The 24,648-nt window shown below is 71.5% G+C and carries 18 protein-coding genes; 6 read left to right on the plus strand and 12 right to left on the minus strand.

Features of this window, described 5'->3' with window-relative positions; translation table 11 throughout:
• Positions 1–343: 343 nt before the first annotated feature.
• The gene (locus ACFXPL_RS34675; protein WP_384927139.1) at positions 344–1,642 is read right to left on the minus strand and encodes an enolase C-terminal domain-like protein; all 1,299 of its coding nucleotides are present in this window, start codon (positions 1,640–1,642) and stop codon (positions 344–346) included.
• Between the two features lie 564 nt (positions 1,643–2,206).
• Between ACFXPL_RS34675 and ACFXPL_RS34680 the strand changes: the two genes are divergently transcribed.
• Positions 2,207–3,484, plus strand: a complete 1,278-nt coding sequence (locus tag ACFXPL_RS34680; protein WP_384927153.1) for a pyroglutamyl peptidase — start codon at positions 2,207–2,209, stop codon at positions 3,482–3,484.
• Positions 3,485–3,545: 61 nt separating this feature from the next.
• On the opposite strand, the gene ACFXPL_RS34685 is transcribed toward ACFXPL_RS34680, so the two are convergent.
• Positions 3,546–4,361: an EI24 domain-containing protein gene (locus ACFXPL_RS34685; RefSeq protein WP_384927140.1), complete on the minus strand. Its 816-nt coding sequence runs from the start codon at positions 4,359–4,361 to the stop codon at positions 3,546–3,548.
• Positions 4,362–4,485: 124 nt separating this feature from the next.
• Between ACFXPL_RS34685 and ACFXPL_RS34690 the strand changes: the two genes are divergently transcribed.
• On the plus strand, positions 4,486–7,059 hold the full coding sequence (locus ACFXPL_RS34690; RefSeq protein WP_384927141.1) for a M14 family zinc carboxypeptidase: 2,574 nt from the start codon (positions 4,486–4,488) through the stop codon (positions 7,057–7,059).
• Between the two features lie 119 nt (positions 7,060–7,178).
• Here ACFXPL_RS34690 and ACFXPL_RS34695 read toward each other — a convergent pair whose 3' ends face one another.
• The 7 genes from ACFXPL_RS34695 to ACFXPL_RS34725 form a co-directional block, all read right to left on the minus strand.
• Complete coding sequence (locus ACFXPL_RS34695) at positions 7,179–8,693, minus strand: family 43 glycosylhydrolase (protein WP_384927142.1); 1,515 nt, start codon at positions 8,691–8,693, stop codon at positions 7,179–7,181.
• A 12-nt stretch (positions 8,694–8,705) separates the two neighbouring features.
• On the minus strand, positions 8,706–9,644 hold the full coding sequence (locus ACFXPL_RS34700) for an arabinan endo-1,5-alpha-L-arabinosidase (protein WP_384927154.1): 939 nt from the start codon (positions 9,642–9,644) through the stop codon (positions 8,706–8,708).
• 376 nt (positions 9,645–10,020) lie between these two features.
• Positions 10,021–11,526 carry an alpha-N-arabinofuranosidase gene (locus ACFXPL_RS34705; RefSeq protein ID WP_384927143.1) on the minus strand — a complete coding sequence of 502 codons (1,506 nt, stop codon included), beginning with the start codon at positions 11,524–11,526 and terminating at the stop codon, positions 10,021–10,023.
• 239 nt (positions 11,527–11,765) lie between these two features.
• The gene (locus ACFXPL_RS34710; RefSeq protein ID WP_384927144.1) at positions 11,766–12,722 is read right to left on the minus strand and encodes a carbohydrate ABC transporter permease; all 957 of its coding nucleotides are present in this window, start codon (positions 12,720–12,722) and stop codon (positions 11,766–11,768) included.
• Positions 12,719–13,660: a carbohydrate ABC transporter permease gene (locus tag ACFXPL_RS34715; protein ID WP_384927145.1), complete on the minus strand. Its 942-nt coding sequence runs from the start codon at positions 13,658–13,660 to the stop codon at positions 12,719–12,721. The genes ACFXPL_RS34710 and ACFXPL_RS34715 overlap by 4 nt, the downstream gene beginning before the upstream one ends.
• Complete coding sequence (locus ACFXPL_RS34720; protein ID WP_384927146.1) at positions 13,657–15,015, minus strand: extracellular solute-binding protein; 1,359 nt, start codon at positions 15,013–15,015, stop codon at positions 13,657–13,659. Before ACFXPL_RS34720 ends, ACFXPL_RS34715 begins: the two co-directional genes overlap by 4 nt.
• A 291-nt stretch (positions 15,016–15,306) precedes the next feature.
• Positions 15,307–16,326 (minus strand): NADP-dependent oxidoreductase, encoded by a 1,020-nt coding sequence (locus ACFXPL_RS34725; protein WP_384927155.1) that lies wholly within the window; start codon positions 16,324–16,326, stop codon positions 15,307–15,309.
• A gap of 140 nt (positions 16,327–16,466) precedes the next feature.
• Between ACFXPL_RS34725 and ACFXPL_RS34730 the strand changes: the two genes are divergently transcribed.
• Complete coding sequence (locus tag ACFXPL_RS34730; protein ID WP_384927147.1) at positions 16,467–16,904, plus strand: MarR family winged helix-turn-helix transcriptional regulator; 438 nt, start codon at positions 16,467–16,469, stop codon at positions 16,902–16,904.
• A gap of 47 nt (positions 16,905–16,951) precedes the next feature.
• On the opposite strand, the gene ACFXPL_RS34735 is transcribed toward ACFXPL_RS34730, so the two are convergent.
• On the minus strand, positions 16,952–17,881 hold the full coding sequence (locus ACFXPL_RS34735) for a hypothetical protein (protein ID WP_384927148.1): 930 nt from the start codon (positions 17,879–17,881) through the stop codon (positions 16,952–16,954).
• 156 nt (positions 17,882–18,037) lie between these two features.
• Between ACFXPL_RS34735 and ACFXPL_RS34740 the strand changes: the two genes are divergently transcribed.
• From ACFXPL_RS34740 to ACFXPL_RS34750, 3 genes are all read left to right on the plus strand, one after another.
• Positions 18,038–18,598 carry a hypothetical protein gene (locus ACFXPL_RS34740; protein ID WP_384927149.1) on the plus strand — a complete coding sequence of 187 codons (561 nt, stop codon included), beginning with the start codon at positions 18,038–18,040 and terminating at the stop codon, positions 18,596–18,598.
• Between the two features lie 251 nt (positions 18,599–18,849).
• Positions 18,850–19,893 (plus strand): rod shape-determining protein, encoded by a 1,044-nt coding sequence (locus ACFXPL_RS34745; protein WP_384927150.1) that lies wholly within the window; start codon positions 18,850–18,852, stop codon positions 19,891–19,893.
• 105 nt (positions 19,894–19,998) lie between these two features.
• Complete coding sequence (locus ACFXPL_RS34750) at positions 19,999–21,522, plus strand: GAF domain-containing protein (RefSeq protein ID WP_384927156.1); 1,524 nt, start codon at positions 19,999–20,001, stop codon at positions 21,520–21,522.
• A gap of 70 nt (positions 21,523–21,592) precedes the next feature.
• Here ACFXPL_RS34750 and ACFXPL_RS34755 read toward each other — a convergent pair whose 3' ends face one another.
• Positions 21,593–22,408 carry an SAM-dependent methyltransferase gene (locus ACFXPL_RS34755; protein WP_384927151.1) on the minus strand — a complete coding sequence of 272 codons (816 nt, stop codon included), beginning with the start codon at positions 22,406–22,408 and terminating at the stop codon, positions 21,593–21,595.
• A 155-nt stretch (positions 22,409–22,563) separates the two neighbouring features.
• Complete coding sequence (locus tag ACFXPL_RS34760) at positions 22,564–24,462, minus strand: right-handed parallel beta-helix repeat-containing protein (RefSeq protein WP_384927152.1); 1,899 nt, start codon at positions 24,460–24,462, stop codon at positions 22,564–22,566.
• Positions 24,463–24,648 lie beyond the last annotated feature (186 nt).

The raw sequence follows: 24,648 nt of genomic DNA on the forward strand, positions 1-24,648 counted from the left end.
AACGGCCCGATCACTGCCCAGGCCTGATCAGTCACTTCATGACGACGCACCACGAACGGACCAACGACCAACCGACATTGCGGACACGCCCTAGGCGCCTGCCGCGGTCACCGACCGGCCTGTCGGCATCCGCGCGGTGCCGCCCGGAGCCGCGAGGCCGCCGGCCGACGAGTTGGAGATCTCCCGGGCGGAGGCGACACCGGACAAGCGGACATCAGGGCTGAACATCTCCGGCAGGTGCCCACCCCGCGTGGGCCACCGCGCTGACCGCCAACGCCATCGTGGTGCCGGTGAGGCGGGCGTCCGGTGGAGGAGGAAGAGTTCTGTCCGCCATGCCGGCCCCTCACCAGCGAGGAAATTCGGGCTTCACCCAGGACGGGTCAGCCACCCGCATCGCACCGACGTCGTCGCGTCGGCGAACGTCGCTGTCCTGCCAGCGCTTGTGCAGCACCATCAAGCTCTCACGGTCGAGTTCCACGCCCAGTCCGGGATCGTCGCTCACCACGACCGCACCGTCGACGAACTCCAGCGGGGACTCGATGACGTCCTCGGGCTGCCACGGGCGGTGCGTGTCGCAGGCGTGGAGAGTGCCAGGGGCAGCCGCGGCCGCGTGCGTCATCGCGGCGAGACTGATTCCGAGATGGGTGTTGGAGTGCATGGACAGTCCGAGACCGAGCGCTTCACAGACGCCGGCAAGCTGGTGTGTGGCCCGCAGACCGCCCCAGAAGTGGTGGTCGCAGAGAATGACCTGCACCGCGTCCACTTCCACCGCCGAGCGGATCTCCTCCGTGGTCGTCACGCACATGTTCGTGGCCAGGTCGATACCGGTGGCCTTGCGGACGGCGGACATGTTCTTCTGCCCGGTGGTGGGATCCTCCAGGTACTCCACGACCCCGGACAGCTCACGAGCCACCTCGATGGACGTCTCCGGCGACCAGATCCCGTTCGGGTCCAGGCGCACGGGCAGCTCCGGGAACGCCTCCTTCAGCGCCCTGATCGCCGAAACCTCCTGCGCAGGCTCGAAAACACCCCCCTTGAGCTTGATCGACCTGAAGCCGTAACGATCAACGAACCGACGCGCCTGCGCCACCACACCGGCCGGGTCCAGGGCCGCACCCCAGTCGTCCACAGGCGCCCCCGGGACAGGGTGCTTCTCCCATTTGTGGAAGAGGTAGGCGGCGTAGTCGACGCGGTCGCGAACCTTTCCGCCCAGCAGTTCGTGAACGGGCAGACCGAGTGAACGTCCGAGCGCGTCGAGGTACGCGACCTCGAACGCGGAGACACAGATGGCATGGAGTTTACGCAGGCTGGCAACGCCGGTCACCCAACTGCTGGGCTTGCCGTCCGTCAGGGACGACGCGACCGCACCGGGCCGGAGGACACGCTGAGCCACCTTCCACAACAGGTTCGGTGATGCGACCGACATTCCGGCCAACTCGGCGCCGAACAGGGAGAGTGCCTCCAGGTGCTCCGCGTCGCCGTAGGTCTCCCCCACACCGACGATGCCACCGGCCGTCTCGACCTCGATGATCGCCCGCGTGGCCCAGGGCTGATGAACCCCCTGGAGGTTCAGCAGCGGTGCGTCCTCGATCAGGATCGGTGTGATCCGTATATGCGCGATCAGCAGCGAACGGTCTGCCATGGTGTTCCTTTGCACGCGTCGCGGCCACAGTGCCGCAGGGGTGTACGGACGGTAGGAGCACCGTTGTGCGGCTCACAAGAACGCGCACCTCATCCGGTGGACACGCGGCCGCGATTTCTCAGCCGCTGGGACACGGAGGGGCTGCCTGTCGCAGAGGCTGCGTGTGGCTGCTGTGTGTCGGGTGCCACGGCCTTCCCGCCACATGACCGCACGATGGATTTCTCGGCGCCGGAGGATCCGGGACGCCGGTACGAGTCCGGCGCGGTCGCGCGCGGTGATCCCGGCGAAGGCGCCCCGGCGCCACAGCAGCCGTACCCAGCAAGGCTCGCAGGCGAGGACCTGGTTCGGAGAAGAACTCGCCCGTGACGACGGCATCCTGAGCGGTTCGGCGGAGGAACACGCCACGGAGTCGCCGGAGAGCTCGGGGCCGCCCGGCCGAGTCGGCCGTCTCTCCCCGGCCGGTTCACCGGTGGCCATGGTCAACAGGGCTGTCCGGAGGCGATACTTCCGCCACCCGACGGAAGGACTCCCGTGAGACTCACGCCTCTACGTGTACGCCTGCGCGTGCGGCCCGATCGGCTCGGGATCGTGGTGCTCACCACCGCCGCGCTCACCCTCGCCGTGCTGCCTCCGGCCGCCACCGCCAAGGCCCCCGCCCCCACGACGGCCGCCCCCACCGTCGAGGAGCGGCGCCTCGACCGGGCCGTGCCCCAGGAGATCCTGCGGCGCGGCGGGTTCGACCAGGTGGCGCCCGGGTTCGTACGGGCGCTGCGCGGTGCCACCTCGTACAAGGCGGCCGAGCGGGCCGTCGAGCGGGAGGGTGCGCGGCTGTGGCGGCGGGCGGTGGACCGGGCGCAGGGGCGTGGTCCCGCGTACCCGGCACCGGCCCTGAGCCGGGACGACGACCGGCCGCTGTACTGGGCGCGGTTGGCGATGAGCCGTGAACTGCGGCAGTGGCAGCCGGAGTTCGGGCTGTCGGAGGCGGCGCGCGCCCGGCTGCTGGGGACGCTGGAGCGTACGTCGCGGGGGCAGGACTCCATGGCGTTCCCCGACAGGAACGGCAAGGGGACCAAGGGTGGCAAGGGCGTCAAGCGGATCGTCGTGACCGGCTTCGACCCGTTCACCCTCGACCGTGACATCCGGATCAGCAACCCCTCGGGGGCGACCGCGCTCGCGCTGGACGGCACGGTGGTCACGACCGCCGAGGGTCCGGCCAGGATCGAGGCCGCCGTCTTCCCCGTCCGCTGGCAGGACTTCGCCGACGGCACGGTGGAGCGGACGCTGCGCGGGCCGCTGGCGCGGGCCGATCTCTTCGTCACGGTCAGCCAGGGCCGGGTCGGCCGGATCGACGTCGAGCGCTTCAACGGGGCCTGGCGGGGCGGGTTCGGCGACAACGAGAACGTCTCCGAGACCGGCCTCGTCCCCGTGCACGACCCGGCGTCGCAGCCGCAGTGGACGGTGACCAGCCTGCCGTACCGCGCGATCGTGGCGGCGGACACCGGCCGCTTCCCCGTGTACGACAACACGTCGGTGACCGAGGTCCCGGCCGGCGCCACCGCCCCGGTGGTACGTCCCGACGGGCCGACCCCCGGCTCGGCGGCCCGCGCCGGCGGCGGCGGGGACTATCTCTCCAACGAGATCGCCTACCGGGCGACCCTGCTCCGCGACCGGCTCGGCCGGTCCGTACCGGGCGGCCATGTGCACACGCCGGTGCTCCAGTTCGGCGCGGGGAACACGGACCCGGCGACGGGAACGGTGACCGACCCGGAGTTCGTACGGAACCGGCTGGACATCGTCGCGCAGCTCCGGTCGATCATCACCGTGGCCGCCGACGCCTCCTGAGGTCCACCCGCACAGGTCTCCGCCCGCGCAGGGCCCCTCACCGGGCGCGGGGCGCGTCCGGCTACTTCTCCAGTGTGAGCGGTACGCCGGGCCGCCCCGCCCCCGCGGCGTCCGGCTCCGTCTCCGGCTCCTCCGGGTCGCGCTCCGCCGTCAGGTCGCGGACCAGCAGCGTCGCCCCCGCCACCGCCCCCGGCATCAGGAAGACCGCCACGACGGGGACGAGGAAGGCGAGCGCGATCGGAACGCCGAAGCCGAGGGTGAGCATCCGCCGGCCGCGCAGCAGTGCGAGGCGTTCCTTCAGCTCGACGCCGCGGCGCTGGAGCGCCACCGCCGTCAGCTCCTCCGCCAGGAAGTAGCCGGTGACGCAGAAGCCGAGCACGGGTACGACCGTCTGTCCGACGACCGGGATGAAGCCGAGCGCGAAGAGCAGGATCCCGTAGAGCGCCACCCGGACCAGGATGCGCACGCTGTCCCGGGCGGAGATCCACAGGTCGCGCCAGAGCGGCAGCTCCGACCGCGGGACCTCGCCGCCCTCCGTGCGGTCGACCTCCTCGGACAGCGACTCGTAGAAGGGCTGGCCGACCAGGAGCGTCACCGCGGTGAAGGTGATCACCGCGAGGAAGAGCCCGAGGACGAAGAGCAGCACGGTCAGGAAGCCGCGGAAGAGCCCGAGCCAGGGCGAGGCCCAGTCGTCGGCGAAGGGCGTCGTCCAGGCGATCAGGTTGTCGGCCCCGTAGAAGAGTCCGACGAGCGCGCCCGCGTACAGCACCAGGGTGACCAGACCGGGCAGCAGCCCGAACCCCAGCCACCGGCCGTGACCGGCGACCCAGCGCTGGCCCTTCATCACATAGCCGAAACCCGACCCCAGATCATGCATGGGGGTCAGCCTACCGGCGGAGCGGTGGCCCCCCTTGCCGTCCCGGGGCGCACCCTGTAGACCCCTGCGTACCGATCAGCGTCGATCACCCTCCCCCGTCCACCTCACTGGAGGAAACCCACGCATGGGGATACCCCGACCGCTCCTGCTGACCACCGCCGTCACGGCCGGTGCCCTGCTGCTCGCGCCGCTGCCCGCCTCCGCCGCTCCCGTACGGGAGGACGCGCCGCGGCCCCATCCCGTACGGGAGCGCGGCACCCAGCCGGATGCCGCCGCGGCCCGTACCGGCGCGACGGCCCCCGGCACGGGCGGTACCGCGCTCCCGGACGGCCGCGCCTACCCGCGCCGTACCGTCCTGGACACCCCTCCGGCGAATCCGGCCGACAAGTCGATCAAGCTGGGGCTGGCCCCGTACCACTCGCTCGCTCCCCGGCTCAACGCCCTGCAGAAGCTCGGCGACCGGGTGAGTGTGGAGGTCGCGGGCCGCTCGGCCGGCGGGCACGAGCTGTATCTCGTCACCGTCACCGCGCCGGAGAGCGCGCACCAGGTGCGTGAGCAGCGGCGGATGCGCGAGCTGATCGAGAGCGCGCCGGCCCTGGCCGCCAAGGACCGCCGGATCAAGTCCTCCTACAAGACACCGGTGTTCATCAACAACAACATCCACGGCAACGAGTGGGAGGGTACGGACGCCGCCCTGAAGCTCATCGAGGAGCTGGCGAAGGCCGAGGACAGCGGGACGGCAGGGCTGCTCGCGTCGAACCGTGTCTATCTCAATGTGACCGCCAACCCGGACGGCCGGATCGCCGGGACCCGCGCCAACTCGGCCGGCTTCGACCTGAACCGGGACTTCATCACCGGCTCGCAGCCCGAGTCCCGCGCCGTGCGGCGGATAGCCGTCGACAAGCAGCCCGCGGTGATGCTCGATCTGCACGGCTATGTCAACGGGACGCTGATCGAGCCGACGACACCGCCGCACGGCGAGAACTACGAGTACGACCTCTTCCTGAAGAACGCCTACGCCAACGCCCTCGGCATGGAGAAGGCGGTGAACGGCCTCGGTTACACGCCGGGGAAGGACGGTGTGGACCCGGCCGTCATCCCCTTCCGTGACCAGCGGGAGGGCTGGGACGACTGGCCGCCGATCTTCACTCCGCAGTACATGGCGTTCCAGGGCGCGGTGGCCTCGCACACCGTCGAGTTCCCGATGCGGGTCAACAACAGCTCGTACGACTCCCTCCCGGTCACCGAGCTGCGCCGGCGGTCCGCGATCAACACGGACATCGCGGGTGCGGTGATGCGCGCGACGCTCAAGTGGACCGACGAGAACCGGAGTTCGGTGCTCGCGGACCAGATGGAAACGTTTCGGCGGGGCGCCGCGGGCGAGGCGCAGCGGCCGGTGTCCGAGGAGACGGTGCCGGGGGTGCCGGGCATCGGCCCCGAGGACGTCTACACCACCGGCTTCCCCCGCGCGTATGTGATCCCCGCGGGCGCGGGACAGCGTTCGGCGACCGCGGCGGCCCGGCTGGTGGACCACCTCGTCGCCAACGATGTGCGGGTGCGGCGCGCGAGCGCCGGCTTCCGGCTCGCGGGCACGCGGTATCCGGCGGGTTCGTACGTGGTCGACATGCACCAGGCCAAGCGCGGTGTGGCCAATGTGATCCTGGACGCGGGCCGGGACATCAGCGCGGACGTCTCCACGATGTACGACATCTCGGGGTGGAGCCTCGGGCTGCTGTGGGGCGCGAGCGTCGACAAGGTCCAGAAGGTGAGCGGGGGCGCGCACGCGCCGGGGCTCGTCCCCGGGCGTACGGTGTCGGCCGCGGCCCCCACCGGTCAGGTGGACCGGACCGGCGATCTGCGGCTGCGGCTCGACGACCCGAAGGAGCTGGCCGCGCTCAACTCCCTGCTGGCGCGGGGCGTGACGGTACGGCGGGCGGCGGACGGCTCGGCGATCGTGCCGTCGTCGGCACGTCAGCGGGCGGCCGTGCTCGCGGACCGCTACGGGGTCGCCTTCACCGCGACGAAGGAGAAGGGCACGGGGGCGCTGCACCGTACGCGGGTCGCCGCGGCCGTGACCTCGGGTGAGTCGTTCGCCCTGCGGGAGATGGGGTTCGAGGTGGTGCCGGTGTCGGCGGCCACGCTGAACGCGGGCTTCGACTGGTCGGCGGTGGACGTCCTGTTCGTCTCGTCCGGCCTGCGGTACGCGGACCTCGGCGCGGCGGCCCGTGCGGCGCTGGGCTCCTTCCTGGGCTCGGGTGCCGACGGCGGGGGCCTGGTCGCCCTCGGCTCGGCCGGCGCGGCGTTCAACACCGCCGCCGGGCTGCTGCCCGCCACGGCGGTCGCGGGCAACGGCGACGCCAACGGGGTGGTCCGGGTGGTGAACGCGGGCGGCGCCGTCACGGGCGGCGCCCCGGCGCACTCGTTCGTCTACTCGCCGCTCTGGTTCACGGGCCTCGGCGCCGGGGTGCGCGTCGACCAGTCGTACGGGAACGGCAACCCGCTGGTGTCGGGCCACTGGCGCGCGAAGGAGGACGGCACGGGCGCCCCGGGCGACGCGGCGGGCCGGGCGTCGATCGTCAGCGGAACGTCCGCGACGGGCGCGCGGGTGACGCTGTTCGGTACGGAGCCGCTCTTCCGCGACCACCCGAAGGGGCTGTTCCCGCAGGTCGGCCGCGCGCTGCTGGCGGCGGCGCGCTGATCGGCCCCGGACCCGGACCCGAACCCGGGATCCTGAGCTGAGCCGCCAGGGGCCGCTCCTCCGGTACGCGTACACGTACACGTCCGTGTACCGGAGGAGCGGCCCCTCCGCTCCGTGCGTCAGACGGGCCTGATCTGCCACTGCTGGCAGGTGTTGCTCAGCCAGGACCACTGGCGTACGTCCGCCCCGTCGGCCGTGGAGCAGTTGGCGACGTCCGCGACCTTGCCGCTGCGCGCGTTCACGATCCGTACCCAGCCGCCTTGTTCGGTGACGACCAGCCGGAACGACTGGCAGAGGTTGCCCAGCCAGGACCACTGGCGCAGATCGGCGCCGTCGGCGACGGAGCAGTCCGCCGTGTCGAGGACCTTGCCGGTGGCGGCGTTGACGAGCCGGCTGGTGTCATTGCCGAGGTCCTCGAACCGCCAGCGCTGCTGCGCCCCTCCGGTGCAGCTCCACTGCCGGACATTGGCACCTTCCGCCGTCGAACCCCCTTCCACCTCAAGGCACTTGCCGCTGCTGCGGTTGACGACGGTGTAAGCCGACGGGGTGGCCGCGCTCTCCCCGGAGGGCCCGGCGAGGGTGGTGCCGAGCGCGACGGGGGCGCCGAGGTTCGGGGTGCCGTCCGTGTTCCAGGTGAACTTCTGGGCGCGGGTGGTGCGGCCGTTGTCACAGCCGTCGCCCGCCGCGTCGTTGGCGTGGTAGACGATCCAGCTCTCGCTCCCGTCGGGCGAGTTGAAGAACCCGTTGTGGCCGGGTCCGTACACCCCCGCCGCGTCGTCGCGGCTGAAGACGGGCGTGGACTTCTTCGTCCAGGACGACGCGCTCAGCGGGTCGGTCCCCGTGTAGGTGAGCAGGCCGAGTTTGTAGTCGGCCGTCCAGCAGCCGCTCGCCGAGTAGACGATGAAGGTCCTGCCGCCGCGTTGCAGCACCTCGGGGCCCTCGTTGACCGTACCGCCCGATCGCTCCCAGGCGAGGGCCGGTGTGGAGATGGTCGAGAAGGATCCGCTCAGTGTGTACGGGTTGCTCATCGGGGCGATGACGAGGTTCTGCGTACCGCCGCCGTTGGCGCTGCCCAGCAGGTACAGCGAGCCGTTCAGGGTGAGCAGGCTCGCGTCGAGCATCCAGTCGGAGCCGAGCCGGCTCCGGTAGGTGTACGGGCCCATGGGGTCGGCGCCGGCGCTCTCCAGGACGTGGACGCGCTGGGTGGGGTTGTAGTCGGCGATGCCCTGGCCCGCCACGTAGTACAGGTACCAGCGGCCGTTCCAGAAGTGCGTCTCGGGCGCCCACATGTTGCAGCAGCGCGAGGAGGTGGAGTCGGACCACACCTGGACGCTCGGCGCGGTCGGGAGTCCGGCCAGGGTGGGTGACTTGCGCATGGTCAGCTCGGAGGTCCAGGACGTCGTGATCAGGTAGTAGTTGCCGTCGTGGTACTGGATCCACGGGTCGGCGCCCTTCTGCGCCTTGACCGGGTTGGTGTACGGGCGGCCCTCGGCGGAGTCGGCGGCCCCGGAGGGCCGGGCGGCGAAGGCGGCGAGGAGCAGGGCCAGCAGGAGGACCAGCGCGCGGCGGGCCCCGGCGGCCCTCCCGGTCCGCGCGGTGCCGGCGGTCCTCGCGGCATGGGCGGTGTGTGTCATGACCGGCCCCCGTCAGTACGCCGTCGGCCAGCCGCCGGACCAGCTCAGCAGGTTGACGCCGAGCTTGGGCGTGCCGTTGTCCTGGCCGTCGTAGTAGTGGTAGACGAGCAGGTCGCCGTCGCTGTCCGGCATGATCGACTGGCCGCCGGGGCCGATGTAGCGGCCATGGCTCTCCAGCACGAGGGAGCCGCCGTTGTTCATCATGTTCACGCCGTTCTTGTCGACGTAGGGACCGGTGACACCGGTGGCCCGGCCGACCTTGATCTTGTACGTGGAACTGGTCCCGGCGCAGCACGTGTCGTACGAGGCGAACAGGTAGTAGTAGCCGTTCCGCTTGATCACGACGGGTGCCTCGACGGCCTTGGTGCCGGTCGGCCGCGAGGCCAGCGGGCGGCGCGCGGTGTCGCCGACGTACTGCTTGCCGGTGGCCGGGTCGATCCTGATCATCTTGATGCCGGTCCACCACGAGCCGAAGGAGAGCCACCACCTGCCGTCGTCGTCGACGAAGAGGTTGGGGTCGATGGCGTTGTAGTCGCTGGAGGCGTTGGACGTGTAGACGATGCCGTAGTCGCTCCAGCTCCCGGGCTGCCCGGTGGTGGAGCCGGCCAGTCCGATGGCGGAGGTGCTGGAGCCGAAGGACGAGACGGCGTAGTACATCAGGTACTTGCCGCCGTGGTACGAGATGTCCGGCGCCCAGGGGTCCTTGGCGGAGGAGTACGTGGACCACCAGCTCGGCAGGGTGGTGAAGGCGGAGCTGTTGCGGCCGAAGGCGGTCCGGTCGGTGGAGGTACGGGCCTGGAGTCCGTCGCCGGTGGAGTAGAGCAGGTACTGGCCGGACGAGGTGCGCAGCATCGTCGGGTCGTGGACGACGATGTCGCCGGTGACCCGGCCGGGGTTGGGGTAGGCGGAGGCGCTGCTCGGGACGAGGGCGAGGAGGACGGCGGCGGGCAGGGCGAGGAGCGTGGCCCTGCGGGACGCCCGGGACCTCCGCGGAGTGCGGGAGCTCCCGGCGGCGCGGGGGGTCCCGGAGGTGCGGGGGTTGTGGGGGGTGCGGGGGGTGCGGGGGGTGCGGCTCACGCGAATTCTCCTTACGGCGTGCGGGGAAACCGTTCGGACTGTTCGGTATGTCGAACTGCGATCGTCACTTCGGACGACGCTCGGACGGGAAGCTAGAGTCGAAGCGCTTCCGCGTCAACGGTTCGCGCAGACTTCGTCACGCTCCTCACCCGGAGCCCCACACGTCGCCCGGCCGCTCCCGGACATCACCCGGCCCCCGGTGGAAGCGCCGCAAGCGCTCCACCGGGGGCCGGGGCCGTACGGCGGCGGGTCAGCGCAGCCGGATCACGTTCCAGGACAGCGGCTCCAGCGTCGCCGTCAGCGCGCCGTCGGCGAGCGCCGTGCCCTCACCCGCGTGCGGGGCGACCCGCTCCTGGTCCTCCAGCGTGTTCCTGGCCTCCGGGTCGGCGTCGGCGAGCACGGAGTGCTCCACCAGCTCCGTCACCCCGAGACCGGCGAGCGCGACCTCCAGCGGCAGCGCCTCCGTCTGGCTGCGGTTGACCGCGAAGACGGTGACCGACCCGTCGTCGGCCCGTACGGCGGTGGCGTGCAGCAGATCCGTCTCGCCGTGCTTCTTCGTCTCGTGCGACGGCGAGTCGACCCGTACGTCCAGGACCGTGCCCCGCCCGTACTTCGCCGCCTGGGCGAACGGGAAGAAGGTGGTCTGCCGCCAGGCGGGCCCGCCGGGCTCGGTCATGATCGGCGCGATCACGTTGACCAGTTGGGCCAGGCAGGCCACCGTGACCCGGTCGGCGTGCCGGAGCAGGGCGATCAGCAGGGAGCCGAAGACGACGGCGTCCGTCACCGAGTAAACGTCCTCCAGGAGGCGGGGGGCCTCCTCCCACTCCTCGACCTGGTGCGGGTTGGGCTTCTCCATGTACCAGACGTTCCACTCGTCGAAGGAGAGGTTGATCTTCTTCTTCGACTTGAGGCGGGCCCCGACGTGGTCGCAGGTCGCGACGACCTTCTCGATGAAGGTCTCCATGTCGACCGCGGAGGCCAGGAAGGAGTCGCGGTCGCCGTCCGCCTCCCAGTAGTAGGCGTGCAGGGAGACGTAGTCGACGAGGTCGTACGTCTCGGCCAGTACGGTGGCCTCCCACTCCGCGAAGGTCTCCATCCCGGAGCCGGAGGAGCCGCAGGCGACCAGTTCGACGTCCGGGTCGATCTGGCGCATCGCCCGCGCGGTCTCGGCGGCGATCCGCCCGTACTCCTCCGCGGTCTTGTGGCCGGTCTGCCAGGGGCCGTCCATCTCGTTGCCGAGGCACCACAGCTTGATGCCGTACGGGTCCTTGTCGCCGTGCGCCCGGCGCCGCTCGGAGAGTTCCGTGCCGGCCGGGTGGTTGGCGTACTCCTGGAGCTCGATGGCCTCGGCCACCCCTCGCGTACCGAGGTTGACGGCCATCATCGGCTCGGCCTCGGGGCCCGCCTTGCGGACGAAGTCGATGAACTCGGCGAGGCCGAAGCGGTTGGACTCCGTGCTCTTCCAGGCCAGGTCGAGCCGGCGGGGCCGCTCGTCCACGGGGCCGACACTGTCCTCCCAGCGGTAGCCGGAGACGAAGTTGCCGCCGGGGTAGCGGATGGCCGTCGGGCCCAGCTCCCTGACCAGGTCGAGGACGTCCGTACGGAGCCCCGCCTCGTCGGCGGTCGGGTGGCCGGGCTCGTGGAGACCGGTGTAGACGCAGCGGCCCAGGTGCTCGACGAAGGAGCCGAAGAGACGGGGGTTCACCTCACCGACGGTGAAGTCGGGGTGCAGGGTGAAGCGTGCGGAACGGGTCATGACTTCCTCAACTGACGATGGAACGGTGAGAACGCGAAGGGATGGGGCGACGTGAAGGTGAGCGTGGGAACGATGAGAGCAGGAGAACGGGGAGCGGTGCGGGACCGGGTCCGCGGTTCAGCGCCGTAACGCGGGGGCACGGAGGGGCGCGGAAGCGCTTCGACCGGGACGACCGCCGTCCACTCCTCGGTTCACCGGCCCGCCTGCCGCCCCGTTCACCGTCCCGTCCGCCGTCCCGTTCACTGGCCCGCCAGCCCGGTGTGGGCCACGCCGCTGACGATCTGCCGCTGGAAGAAGACGAAGACGATCACCAGGGGCAGGCCCGCCATCAGCCCGCCGGCCATCAGTTGCGCCCATTGGATGCCGTAGGAGTTCATGACGGTGGCGATGCCGTTCGGCATGGTCATCAGGTCGGGGTTGTTGGTCACCATGTAGGGCCACAGGAAGTTGTTCCACGAGGCGATGAAGGTGAAGATGCCGACGGCGGAGAGCGAGGGCCGCGACAGCGGCAGCACGATGGTGAAGAAGACCCGCCACCGGCCCGCGCCGTCGATGAAGGCCGCCTCCTCCAGCTCCCTCGGGATGGACTGGAAGAACTTGTAGAGGATGTAGACCATCGCCGCGGGCGCGCACTGCGGCAGGATCATCCCCCAGTACGTGTCCACCATGCCCATCGACTGGACGGTGGTGAACAGCGGGACGCCCAGCACCGCGGGCGACACCATCAGACCGGCCATGACGAGGCCGAGCAGCGCGTTCTTCCCGCGGAACTCGGTGCGGGCGAAGCCGTACCCGGCGAGGGCGGCGACCAGCACCACGACGGAGGTGACGCAGACCGAGACGACGAACGAGTTGACGAACCAGTTGGGCAGGTTGCCGGTCTCGAAGATGGCCGCCCACGCCTGGGTCGTCCACTCCTTCGGCAGCCACCGTACGGGGAGGGCGACCGCCTCGGCCTCCGACTTGAGGGAGGTGAACAGCGCCCACAGCAGCGGCGCCGTCCAGACCGCGGAGACGGCGGCGCCGAGCGCGGTGAGCACGATCTGGCTGGGCGTCCACTGCTTCCCGGACGCCTTCCTGCCGTACGCCTTGGTCCCGTACGCCTCCGTGCGGTCCGTCTTCCTCCCGTCCGTCTTCCTCCCGTACGTCTTCTTCCCGTCCGGCGACGGCTTCTCGCCGACCGTGGTGGCCGTCATCGCGCGCCCTCCTCACTCTTGCGCAGCAGCCACATCCGTCCCAGGGCGACGGCCGCGATGATCACGAAGAAGATGATGGACATCGTGGAGGCGTATCCCACGCGATAGCTGGTGAAGCCCTGTTCGAGGGTGTACTGCACGAACGACCTGGTGCTGTTCTCGGGTCCTGGGCCGAAGTCCTGCATCACCACCGCCTGGTCGAAGAGCTGCAGCGAGGCGAGGATCTGGAGCGCGATGACCAGACCCGTGATGTTGCGCAGCATCGGCAGGGTGATGTGGACCATGCGGTGCCAGGCGTTCGCGCCGTCCAGGTTCGCGGCCTCGTACAGGTGGGCGGGGATGGACTGGAGTGCGGCGAGGTAGAGCAGGAAGCTGAAGCCGGCCGTCCACCACAGGGTCTGGATGACGACGGCGAGCAGGGCGTACGCCTTGTCGGTCAGCCAGGGCGTGTCGATCCCGAGGACGTAGTTGATCATGCCCGTGCCGGGGTTGAACAGCCACTGCCACAGGTTGCCCGCGACGGTCGACGGCAGCAGGAACGGCATGAAGAAGCACAGCCGCCACAGCCACTTCCCGCGCTCGATGTGGTGGGCGAGCATCGCGAGCAGGAAGGCGAGGACGGTGATGCACGGCACGACGAGCAGCGTGAAGTACGCGCTCCGGCCGAGCGAGTCCCACATCATCGAGTCGTGCAGGGCCTCGCGGTAGTTGTCGAGACCGATGAAGCTCGTGCTGTCGCCGGAGATGTTGGCGTCCGTGAAGCTGAGGTAGACGCCGCGCAGCAGCGGCAGGATCACGAACAGGACGAAGAGCGACAGGAACGGGGCGACGAACCAGCCCCCGTGCTGGAAGCCCTGCTTGCGGCGGCCCGTGGCGCTGCCGGCGGCGGTCCTCGCGCGCGCCGGGGCGATGACGGTCCCGGCGCCGGTCGTCGTCATGCGACCGCACCTCCCTGCGCGGCGGTCTTCCCGTCCATCGGGTTCTTCATGGCGAGGAGCCTGGCGAGCTGCTTCCTCATCCGCCCGGCGGCCACGTCCGGCTTGGCGGAGCCCGTCGTCGAGGAGACGACGAGGGGGCCGACCTCCTGGGCGAGGACGCCGGTCGAGCCCGCGAACCACACCTTCGGCTCGGTGGCCTGGTGCGTCATGGCGCTCGCGTACTCGTGCTGCGGTTCGAGCTTCTGGTACGCGGGCGTGGACAACGTCGGCGTGTAGGCGGGGATGTGGCCGCCGGCCGCCCACTGCAAGGCGTGTTTGACCACGTACGCGGCGAGCCGGTGCGCGCCCCGGTCGGCGGGCCCGCCGCGGTCGGACTGGTGCGGCAGGACGAAGGAGTGCGACTCGGCGTGGGTGGCCTGCCTGCCGAAGACGGGCGGCAGCGGCGTCGCGCCGTACTCCACCTTCGCGCCGGAGAAGACCGGCACGGACCAGTTGCCCTCCCAGGCGAACGGTGAGCCGTTGACGAACTGCTCGGCTCCGGCGGTGCCGCCGTACCCCGGGTCGGCGTATCCGTCGGTGATGTGCCGGCGCAGGAACTCCAGGACCTGGGTGGCCTTGTCGACGTCGAAGGTGACCTCGGTGTTGCCGGCGTCGAACCAGGTGCCGCCGAGCTGGGTGTAGAAGGCCACGAAGAACCACCACTGGAAGTTCTGGTCGCTGTGCCACAGACCGATGGTCTGCAGCCCCTTCCTGGTGGCCTTCCTGGCCTCCTTCAGCACGTCGAACCACTCGTCGGCCGACGTCACCGGCACCATCCGGCCGTCGTCCCCGAGCAGGCCCGCCTTCTTCAGGACGTCCTTGCGGTAGTAACAGAGCTGTACGTGGATGTCGAGCGGGAGTGCGTAGAGCGCGCCGTCGACGACGGCTCGCTTCCACAGCGCGGGGTTGAAGTCCGCTTCCCGCACGCCGTACTCGGCGAGCAGGTCCACGTTCCAGGGGTCGAGGAGGCGTCCGGGGGAGAAGCCGGTGACCCGGCCGAGGTGCATCACGCCCAGGTCCGGTGCGCGGTTGCCGGCCGCCGCCATGGCCAGCTTGGTGTAGAAGGGGTTGCCCCACTGGAAGGTGGAGTCCTTGACGCCGATGGCGGGGTTGGCGCGGCGGAAGGCGTCCAGCATGGCGATCATGTTGCCGCCGTCGCCGCCGCTGAAGAGGTTCCAGTAGCGGACACGGGTGTCCGTGGCCGAGGTGAGCGCGGAGGCACCGGTCCCGGCGGCGGCCAGGCCGAAGCTGCCGGCGACGGCGAGTGCTCCTACTCCGCCGAGCACGCCGCGGCGGCTCGGGAGCGATGGTGGCATGACGGCTCGATTCTGTCGTCCTCCCACGGCCCCGCCCTCCATTGTCCGAAATATCGAACGGCGACCGTAACTCCGAACCGGAAACTATGGTCGGAGCGCGGACGAGTCAATCCCTCGCGCAAGAAAAGACCCGGGGGCCACACCCGTGGCGGGGTGCGGCCCTCCGGGCCTCGGTGAACGGGCCGGCCGGCCCGCGGCCTCCGATCGGCGCGCGCGGCCTTCGACCGGCGCGGGCGACTTTCGACCGGCGGGCGGCCTTCGAGTGGCGGGCGGCCTCAGACCTGCGGGAGGTCAGCCGCCGAGCGACACGACCATCTTGCCGGTGTTGTCGCCGCGCAGCACGCCGAGGAACGCGTCGAAGCCGTTCTCGATGCCGTCCACGACGGTCTCGTTGTACTTCAGCTCACCGGCGGCGAGCCAGCCCGCGACATCCTCGACGAACTGCGGCTGGAGCCCGAAGTGGTCGGCGACGAGCATGCCCTGGATCCGCAGCCGCTTGCCGATCACGAGGGCGAGGTTGCGCGGCCCCGGGGTCGGCTCGGTGCTGTTGTACTGCGCGATCATGCCGCAGACGGTGACACGGCCGCGCAGGTTGAGCGAGCTGATCGCGGCTTCGAGGTGTTCGCCGCCGACGTTGTCGAAGTAGACGTCGATCCCGTCGGGCGCCGCCTCCTTGAGCAGGTCCTTGACCGGGCCGCTCTTGTAGTTGAAGGCCGCGTCGAAGCCGTACTCCTCCACGAGGAGCTTGACCTTCTCGTCGGAGCCCGCGGAACCGATGACCCGCGAGGCGCCCTTGAGCCGGGCGAACTGGCCGACCTGGCTGCCGACGGCGCCGGCCGCGCCGGAGACGAAGACGGCGTCGCCCTCCTTGAAGGACGCGGTCTCGAAGAGGCCCGCGTACGCGGTCAGACCGGTCATGCCGAGCACGCTCAGGTAGGCGGAGAGCGGGGCGGCCGAGGCGTCGACCTTCGTGGCCTTGTCCGCCGGGAAGTCGGCGTACTCCCGCCATCCCAGACCGTGCAGCACATGGTCGCCCACCGCGAACCCCTCGGCGCGGGAGGCGATGACCTCGCCGACCGCGCCGCCTTCCATCGGGCGGTCGAGCTGGAACGGCGGTACGTACGACTTCACGTCGTTCATCCGGCCCCGCATGTAGGGGTCGACCGAGAAGTACAGGTTGCGGACGAGGATCCGGCCCTCGCCCGGCTCGGTCACCGGAACGTCGCGCAGGGCGACGTCACCGGAGTCCGGCCAGCCGTGGGGTCGGGCGACGAGATGCCAGGCACGGCCGGACGCGGGAAGTGCGGTCATGGCGGGGTCCTCCTTGGACAGCTCTGCGGCGGCGAGCCGGACACCGGATGAGCCGGATGCCATGGGTAAAGCTTCACCACCTGAAACAACCATGCTCCTGAATATTTCAGGTTGTCAAATATGTGGGTACGCTGGTAGCCATGGCCACCACCACGCGCAGAGACCCGCTGACCGTCGAAGTCCTCGAACTCATCGGCACCGTCGTGGCGCGCTACTACGAGGAGTACGACCGGGCCGCGGCCGAGCACTCCCTCACGGGTGCGCAGGCGCGCGTCCTCGGACTGCTTTCCCTGGAACCTATGCCCATGCGCCGGATCGCGCAGAACCTGAAGTGCGAGCCGTCCAACGTCACCGGCATCGTGGACCGGCTCGAAGCGCGCGGCCTGGTGGAGCGGCGCCCCGACCCGGCCGACCGGCGGGTGAAGCTCGCGGCGCCGACGGAGAAGGGGCTCTCGACGGCCGCCCTGCTGCGGGACTCGCTCGGCTTCGCCCGCGCGCCGCTCGCCGGGCTTTCGGAGGAGGAGCGGACGGTGCTGCGTGACCTGCTGAAGCGGATGCTGGGCCAGAGCGTGCTCTGACGCGGCCCCTCCCAAAGGCATCGCCGACCTCACATGCGCCACCAGCCTCAGGTGCACCACCAGAGGAAGCGGGTGCAGGTCTCGGACGGCTCGGGCTCCGGTTCCGGCGCGGGCGGTGGCGGTGGCGGCGCCGCCGAGGTCGGTGTGGCCGGGGCGGGATCGCCGGTGGGTTCGCCCGTGGAGCCGCCCGCCGCGTCACCGGAACCCGTCGTACCGGATCCACCGGACGCGCCGGGCTCGGGGGCGCCGGAGCCCGGCGCGTCCGGGTCCGTACCGTCGCCCTCCACCGCACCGGCTGCGGCTCCGGCTCCGGACGACGTGTCGGACGAGGTGGACGCCGGCTCCCCGGGAGACCGGTCCGCGTCCGGGTCACCGCTGCCGGCCGGGGCGGCGGAACCGTCCACCGTCGGGCCCGTACCGTCGCCGGAAGCGGATCCGGAGCCGGAGCCCGGGGACTCCCGCGGCCCCGGATCGTCGGGCGCGGCCGGACGGCCGGTGTCGCGGGAACCGCCGTCGGGAAGGACGGACGTGTCCTCCTTGACCGAGGCCGCGTGGTCCCGGCCCGGCACCTCGAACGCGAGCTGCGCCAGGCTGAGGATGCCCGCCGCGAGCACCACCCCCAGCGCGCCGACCAGCACCCTGCGCCCACGCCGGTCCCTGGCCCGGCGCCCCTGCGGAGGCGCCTTGCGCGGGGCCCGGCGCGAAGGTTTGCGACGCCCGGCGGCGCGGCCCTCCGCACGGGATCCGGCATGAGGGGCGGCGCCGGGGCGGGGGTCGGGGGCGGAGCCGGGGTCGTGGCCGATCAGGCCCATGTCACCGTCGATCACGGGTTCGAGCTCTCCGTGACCGCCCGCGAACTCGCCGCCCCGGACGTCCCGCTCGGGGTGTCCGTGCCCCGGCCCCTCGGCGGGGGTACCGCATCCGGCGCAGGTCAGTGCTCCGTTGAGGTGCCGTCGGCACGGGTGGCAATAGTCCATGGCGCCCGAAGGTTATGCGGCTCCGGAGGGGTACTGATGTCGGGCCTGTGAGGGTCCTGTGCGGAACAGCGGGCCGGTGGTGTGGCCCGGTGGTACGCCTGGCGGCGGGCCGGGCCCGGCAGATCGTACGCGGGCGCACCGGGCAGGATGGCGCACATGACGACCAACGGGCCGTTCGGGCCGCTCGAATTCCAGCTCGTCCTGCTGCGCCGGATGGCTGACCACCAGCCGGAGCTGGTCGACGACGCCCGCCACGAACTGGGGGCGTCCCCGGCCGACATGCGCGAGGCCAACCGCCGCTGGCAGGCCATGGTGCGCTCGCCGCGCTCCCGCTCGGCGGTGGCCCGCTACCGCTCCGTACTGGGCGCTCCTGAGAGCGTCACCCGGCGCAGGATCGGCGATCTGGAGTGCGACGCGCTGCTCTGGCCGGTGGTGCTCTGGCCCGCCCTGCGCTTCGAGGTGATGACCGCGCCGGGCGGGGCGGTGTGGAACGGGTGGCTCGTCCGCGCCCCGGGCGAGGCCGGGCCCGAGCCGCGTACGGCGGAGGATCTGCGGCCCTGGTCGTGCACGGTGGACGAGGTGGCACGGGCGTTCCCGCCGGTCCAGCCGCTGCCGGGGACGGCGCCGACCAGGACGGGGCTGCGGTTCACGCTGCCCGGCGGCGGGGTCGGGGTCGCGGAGTTCACCTGGGGCCTGCTGCAGCGCCGGACGGAGTGACGACGCGTCACAGCCCCGACGCCGCCCGGGGCCCGGCCACCGTCCGGCCGCCGTCCGACCACCGGCCACCGGCCACCGACCGAGCGACGCCCGAGTGAGGCCCGGCCACCGTCCGGCCGCCCGGCCGGCCACCGGCCGAGTGACGCCCGAGCGGAGCAGCCCGACGCGCGCGGCGCGCCGTGGGGCCGCACGATGCGTACAAGGGCCGGCGCCGCCGGTGCACCACATCAGCGTTCTCGGGAGACCCTGCCGTGACCGTCAGTCTTGAGCAGTTGCGCCGTTGCCACATCGCCGTCGACCTGGGGGCCGCGAGAACGAGGGTGTTCGTGAAGGGGGCCGGACTCGTCGTCGACGAGCCGAGTGCCGCCGCCGTGAACACCCGTACGGGCGCGCTCATCGCCGTCGGGTCCCTCGCCGAACGCATGACGGGCCGTACCCCCGACTACATCCGGGTCGCCCGTCCCGTCACCGGCGGCACGGTCGTCGACATCGAGATGGCCCAGCGGATGCTGCGCCACCTCATCGGCGACAAGCTCCGCAGACAGCTCCGCCGCAAGCCCCGGCTGCGCGCCGCCGCGTCCACCCCGCACGACGCCGATCCGCTGGCCCAGCGCGCCACCGTGGAGACCCTGCTCGGCCTCGGCGCCCGCCGGGTCGAGCTGGTCGACACGCTGATCGCCGCGGCCGTCGGCTGCGGTCTCCCCGTGGAGCAGCCGACCGCCACCATGATCATGATGTGCGGGGCGGCGACCACTCAGATCGCGGTGCTCTCGCTCGGCGCGATCGTGACCGCGCAGCGGATCCCCGTCGGCGGCAACGCGATCGACCACGCGGTGATCCAGCACCTGCGCCACCAGCACGAACTGATGCTGCCGAGCCAGTCCGTACGCCCGCTGCAACTGGCCCTCAGCGGCAACGGCCTGAGCCCGGAAGGACCGGCCAAGACCGAGATCCACGGCCGGGACGTGGCCACCGGGATCGCCCGCTCCGTGCTGGTCGACACCGCCGCCGTACGCAACGCGATCTACACGCCGCTGACCGCGGTCCTCGACGGCATCGGCAAGGTGCTGCGGGACTGCCCGCCCGATCTGGTGGCCGATCTCGCGGACCGCGGGATCATGATGGTCGGCGGCAGCGCCCTGCTGCCGGGGCTCGACGAGATGCTCCACAAGGTGACGGGGATGCCGGTGGCCATCGCGGAACGCCCGGACATCTGCGCCGTGCTCGGCCTCGGGGCGATGCTGGAGGGCAAGATCCAGCCGATGGTCCTGAACCCGCTGGCCGACGCCCGCTGAGTGCCGGGACGGCGCGCGGGGCGGGCGGTGGCGGGCGCGGCGGGCCCCGGTCGCGGCCGTAGGGGCGGGAACGCGGCGGGCGGGGGCGGTGCGGCCGGGCCGCCCGTGCGCCTGGAGGACGTCCTCGGCATCGGCGACGACCTCGAACTGCGCTCCACGCTCCAGCGCATCGTGGACAGCGCCGCCGAACTCGTCGGCGCACGGTACGGCGGCCTCGGCGTGGTCGAACCCGAACGCGGCGGGCTGGCCGAGCTGTTCACCACCGGAACGGGTGAAGGGGGCCGCCGCACCGCGGGGCGGCTCCCCGACGGCCGCACCGGACTGCCAGGACTGCTCCTGACGGACCCCCGGCCGCTGCGCCTGGACGACGCCGCGGCCGACCCCCGGTCGGCGGGAGCCCCGCCGGGCCACCCCCCGGTGCGCTCCTTCCTCGGGGTGCCGGTCCAGCTCGACGAGGAAGTCCTCGGCCATCTCTATCTGACGGAGAAGCGGGCGGGTCTCTTCACCGAGCAGGACCAGAACCTGCTGCGGGTACTGGCCTCGCAGGCGGCCGTCGCGATCGGCAACGCCCGGCTGTACGGCACGGCCCGGCAGCGCGAGCGGTGGATCACGGGCGCCGCCGCCGTCACCAACGCGCTGCTGACCGGCGTGAACGCGATGGACGCGCTGACGACGGTGGCCGAGTCGGCCCGCGTGCTCGCCGACGCCTTCGCGGGCGTGGTGCTCCAGCCGACCGACGAGGGCGGGATGGAGATCGTCGCCGCGTCCACGTCCGACGACCCGGGCGACATCGTCGGGACCACCATCGCCCCCGGCTCCCCCGTTCTCGTCCAACTGCTCGGTGGGGAGCCGGTGTTCATCGAGGACTCGTCGACCGATCCCCGGATGACCACCCATGTGCGGTCACGCTTCGGGCCGAGCATGATGCTGCCGCTCCAGAGCGGCGGCAAGCTGATCGGAACGCTGGCCCTGCCCCGCCGGCGCGGCGGCAGACCGTACCGGGCGGTGGACCGGCTGCTGGCCACGCAGTTCGCCTCGCAGGCGGCGCTCGCGCTCGTACTGGCGGACTCCCAGCACGACCGGGAGCGGCTGGCGGTGTACGAGGACCGCGACCGGATCGCCCGCGACCTGCACGATCTGGTCGTGCAGCGGCTGTTCGCCACGGAGATGATGCTGGAGTCGACCCGGCGGCGGGTGGCCGAACCGGCCCTGGACGGGCTGCTGGGGCGCGCGGTGGACGAGCTGGACTCGACCATCCAGGAGGTACGGACGACGATCTTCGCCCTCCAGCAGCCCCCCTCGGACGGCCCGACGGGCGTACGCGCCACGGTCCTGCGCGAGACGGGCGGCGCGGCGGTGCTGCTGGGCTTCCGCCCGTCCGTGCGCTTCATCGGCGCGGTGGACACGCTGGTGACCCCACGGGTCGCCCGGGAGCTGCTGGCCGCGCTGCGCGACGCGCTCGCCGCGGCGCACCGGCGCGGCGGCGCGACGGCGATCGAGGTGGAGATCGACGCGGCGGCGCGGTCGGCGGACGGCGCCGGCGGGGTACGTCTGGTGGTGACGGACGACGGGGCGCGGGAGGACGGCGGTCCCGGAGGAACGACGCTGACCTGGGAGTCCCCGAGGTGACCGCCGTCCCGTACGGCGCGGCCGTCCTGCCCCGCACACCGCTCTCTGCGTACCGCTCCGCGTCCCGGTGCTACGGCTTGCGGCCCACGGCGCCGTACGCGTCGACCTCCACGGTCACCGTGTCCGCCTCCGGGCGCCACCGCGTGACCTGCTCGACACCGGGCTCCACCAGGTCGAGACCGTCGAAGAAGCCGGCGATCTCGTCGACGCCGCGCACGTAGTAGGGGATGGCCCCGCTCCTGTTGTACGCGTCCGACGCCGCGATCATCCCCTCGCTGGTGGAGGTGGAGTCGCTGATCACCAGGTAGCTGCCGGAGGGCAGTCCGGCCATCAGCCGCGTGACGAGCGAGCGCGCCTCCTCGTACGCGGCGACATGGCCGAGCGTGTTGAGGATCATCAGCGCGACCGGCTGCGAGAGGTCGAGCGTGCCCCCGGCGGTCTTGAGGATCTCCTCGGGCTCGTAGAGGTCGGCGTCGAGGTAGTCGGTCCTCCCCTCGGGCGTGCTGGTCAGCAGGGCGCGGGCGTGGGCCAGCACCAGCGGATCGTTGTCGACGTACACGATCCGGGAGTCCGGGGCGACGCGCTGGGCGACCTCGTGGGTGTTGTCGGCGGTCGGCAGTCCGGTCCCGACGTCGAGGAACTGGCGTACGCCCTGCTCCACCGCCAGGTACCGGACGGCACGGCCGAGGAAGTGGCGGCTCGTCCTGGCCACGTCGACCAGGCCGGGGAAGATCTCCTTGATGTGGTCGCCCACCGCACGGTCGACGTCGTAGTTGTCCTTGCCGCCCACGAAGTAGTTCCAGAAGCGCGCGGAGTGCGGCTTGCCGGTGTCGATCCGCGCCCGGACTGCGGCACTGGACTCGAAGCGGGGATCACGGTCGGACACGGAAAGCGCCTCCTCGGGCGGACACGGCAGCGGGCCAGGATCACCAACCTAGACGAACGCGCACCTCGGGCGCACCTTTCGATCACACCAACTCCACACGGCCACAAGCTACTTGCCCACCCCCCGCAACTATCGTTCCGGCAACTTCGTCCCGCTCACACGAGGTTGTGACCGGGGCTGACGGTCGACCCGCTCCAGTCGAGCGCCGTCGCCCCGGCCAGGAGCAGGGCGGTGGCGGCCGTCCAGTCGTTGCCCGTCAGGTCGTTGCCGGCGATGACACAGCCGGTGGCGGTCGCGCCCGTCGAGACGCCGGTGACGGTGGTGCCGCCGTCCTTCCTGATCTGGTTGCCGGTGACGAGGCAGCCGGGCGAGGTCACCCGGATACCGGCCGAGGCGGCGGCGCGGACCGTGTTCCCCGACACGGTGGCGTTGCCGCCGGGCGCGCTCGCCACGCCGACCATGATCCCGTGGTTGGCGGCGGTGCCGTCGATCAGGTTGTTCGCCACCAGGGCGCCCGAACAGCCCGCGATGTTGATCCCGTTCGACCCGGCCGCCGCCACCGAGTTGCCGGTGACCGTGACCCGGTCGCTGCGCTGCGCGAGGATGCCGCCTCCGCCGGTGCCGGTGGTGCGGTTGCCCTCGATGACCGTGCCGTACGCGTAGTCGGTCCGTACCCCGTAACCGGTGCCCGCGCGAACCGTGTTGCCCCGGACGACCACGTCGCTCCAGAGGGCGTTGGCCAGCCCCGCGATCCGGATTCCGGCGTCGGAGCCCGAGCCGTCGATGATGTTGTCGGTGATGGTGAGGCAGCGGCAGCCCTGCGGGGCCGAGGAGGTGGTGGCCGCGAGGACGCCGGCCGCACCGGTGCCGGAGATACGGTTGCCGGAGATGACGGAGTCCCGCCAGTACAGGGCGAGGATTCCGGTGTCGTAGGCGCCGACGATCTCGCAGTCCCGGACGGTGATCCGGTCGAAGTACGATCCGGTCACTGCGGCGTGCGTGCCGACCGCGCGGCCCCAGTCGCCGAGGCGTGCGGAGGGGCCGAACCAGCATCCGGTGATCTGGATGTCCCGGCAGGCGGTGCCGTCGAACGCGCCGATGGCGCTGGACCCGGTCTTGGCGATGTCGATCTGGACGGCCTCGGACGTCACCCTTGACTGGTCGGGGGTGTTGTCGACGAACCCCTCGAAGCGGCAGTCCACGATCCGGCACCCGTCGACGGCGTTGACCTCGATGCCGTGGGCGCCCGAGCAGTCACGGAAGACGGCGTCCTTGACGAGGATGTCCGAGCAGTGGATGAACGTCATGATGTTGGTCGTCCCGGTGACCACACCGCTGCCGTCGGCGGCACGGTAGGCGTTGCCGTCCCAGGTGCCGCCGTACACGCGGATGTGCGAGTGGCCGGCGTACGCGGGGAAGGAGTCGTCCCCGTAGAAGTTGCGGAAGCAGCCGGTCGTGGCGTGGATGGATCGGATGGTCGCGCCGTGGGCCACGACCGTGGTGTTGGCCCGGCAGACGACGAAGGTGAACACGTTGTACGTGCCGCCGGGCGGGAAGAAGACGATGCCGCCACCGGCCGCGTAGGCGGCGTCGAGGGCGGCCTGGACGGCCGCGGTGTCATCGGCGACCCCGTCCCCGAGTGCGCCGAACAGCATCGGGTTGAAGACCCGCTGCCCGGAGAGGTCGACCGGCCCGGTCAGCGACGGAACGGCCTCCTGCCCGGCCGCCGCGCCCTCCCGGCCGGCCGCGGGTCGCGCGGCCTCCCGGGCGGCGCGGTACCGGCGTACGACGCGACCGGCGGCGTCGGGGTACTCGTACTCGATGGCCGGGACGTCCTCCACCAGGAACGTCCGCAGCGCCCCGGGGGCCGAGGATCCCGGGCCGTTGCTGAGCAGCACGCGGATCGGCGTCGTCCCGTCCGTCTCGAAGACGCCGCCGGCGATCTCACCGCCGCCCCCGGCGACGCGCAGGGTGACCGGGCAGTCGGGCAGAGCCTCGCCGCCCGTCGTGGTCAGGACGTCGGAGGGCGTCCCGCCGTAGGTGTAGAGCGCCATGGGACCGGCCCCTCTTCGCCGCGTATCCAGTAACTCCTACTGGTGTGTACCCAGATACGTCCGGCGGTTCCACGGTTCCCATTCCCTTGTTCTCAATATGATATGACAAGGCATCAGGATATGGATCTCCGGTGATTCACCGAGCGTGCGCATCCGCGGGTGGGGTCAGCCGGAACCATCCGGCTG

Origin of the sequence: Streptomyces sp. NPDC059092 (genome assembly GCF_042756365.1) — a bacterium.
Taxonomy (GTDB): Bacteria; Actinomycetota; Actinomycetes; order Streptomycetales; family Streptomycetaceae; genus Streptomyces.

Coding starts and splice junctions, on each gene's coding strand:
- ACFXPL_RS34675 (WP_384927139.1), bottom strand. CDS start 1,642: ATGGCAGACCGTTCGCTGCTGATCGCGCATATACGGATCACACCGATC.
- ACFXPL_RS34685 (WP_384927140.1), bottom strand. CDS start 4,361: ATGCATGATCTGGGGTCGGGTTTCGGCTATGTGATGAAGGGCCAGCGC.
- ACFXPL_RS34690 (WP_384927141.1), top strand. CDS start 4,486: ATGGGGATACCCCGACCGCTCCTGCTGACCACCGCCGTCACGGCCGGT.
- ACFXPL_RS34695 (WP_384927142.1), bottom strand. CDS start 8,693: ATGACACACACCGCCCATGCCGCGAGGACCGCCGGCACCGCGCGGACC.
- ACFXPL_RS34705 (WP_384927143.1), bottom strand. CDS start 11,526: ATGACCCGTTCCGCACGCTTCACCCTGCACCCCGACTTCACCGTCGGT.
- ACFXPL_RS34710 (WP_384927144.1), bottom strand. CDS start 12,722: ATGACGGCCACCACGGTCGGCGAGAAGCCGTCGCCGGACGGGAAGAAG.
- ACFXPL_RS34715 (WP_384927145.1), bottom strand. CDS start 13,660: ATGACGACGACCGGCGCCGGGACCGTCATCGCCCCGGCGCGCGCGAGG.
- ACFXPL_RS34720 (WP_384927146.1), bottom strand. CDS start 15,015: ATGCCACCATCGCTCCCGAGCCGCCGCGGCGTGCTCGGCGGAGTAGGA.
- ACFXPL_RS34725 (WP_384927155.1), bottom strand. CDS start 16,326: ATGACCGCACTTCCCGCGTCCGGCCGTGCCTGGCATCTCGTCGCCCGA.
- ACFXPL_RS34730 (WP_384927147.1), top strand. CDS start 16,467: ATGGCCACCACCACGCGCAGAGACCCGCTGACCGTCGAAGTCCTCGAA.
- ACFXPL_RS34735 (WP_384927148.1), bottom strand. CDS start 17,881: ATGGACTATTGCCACCCGTGCCGACGGCACCTCAACGGAGCACTGACC.
- ACFXPL_RS34740 (WP_384927149.1), top strand. CDS start 18,038: ATGACGACCAACGGGCCGTTCGGGCCGCTCGAATTCCAGCTCGTCCTG.
- ACFXPL_RS34760 (WP_384927152.1), bottom strand. CDS start 24,462: ATGGCGCTCTACACCTACGGCGGGACGCCCTCCGACGTCCTGACCACG.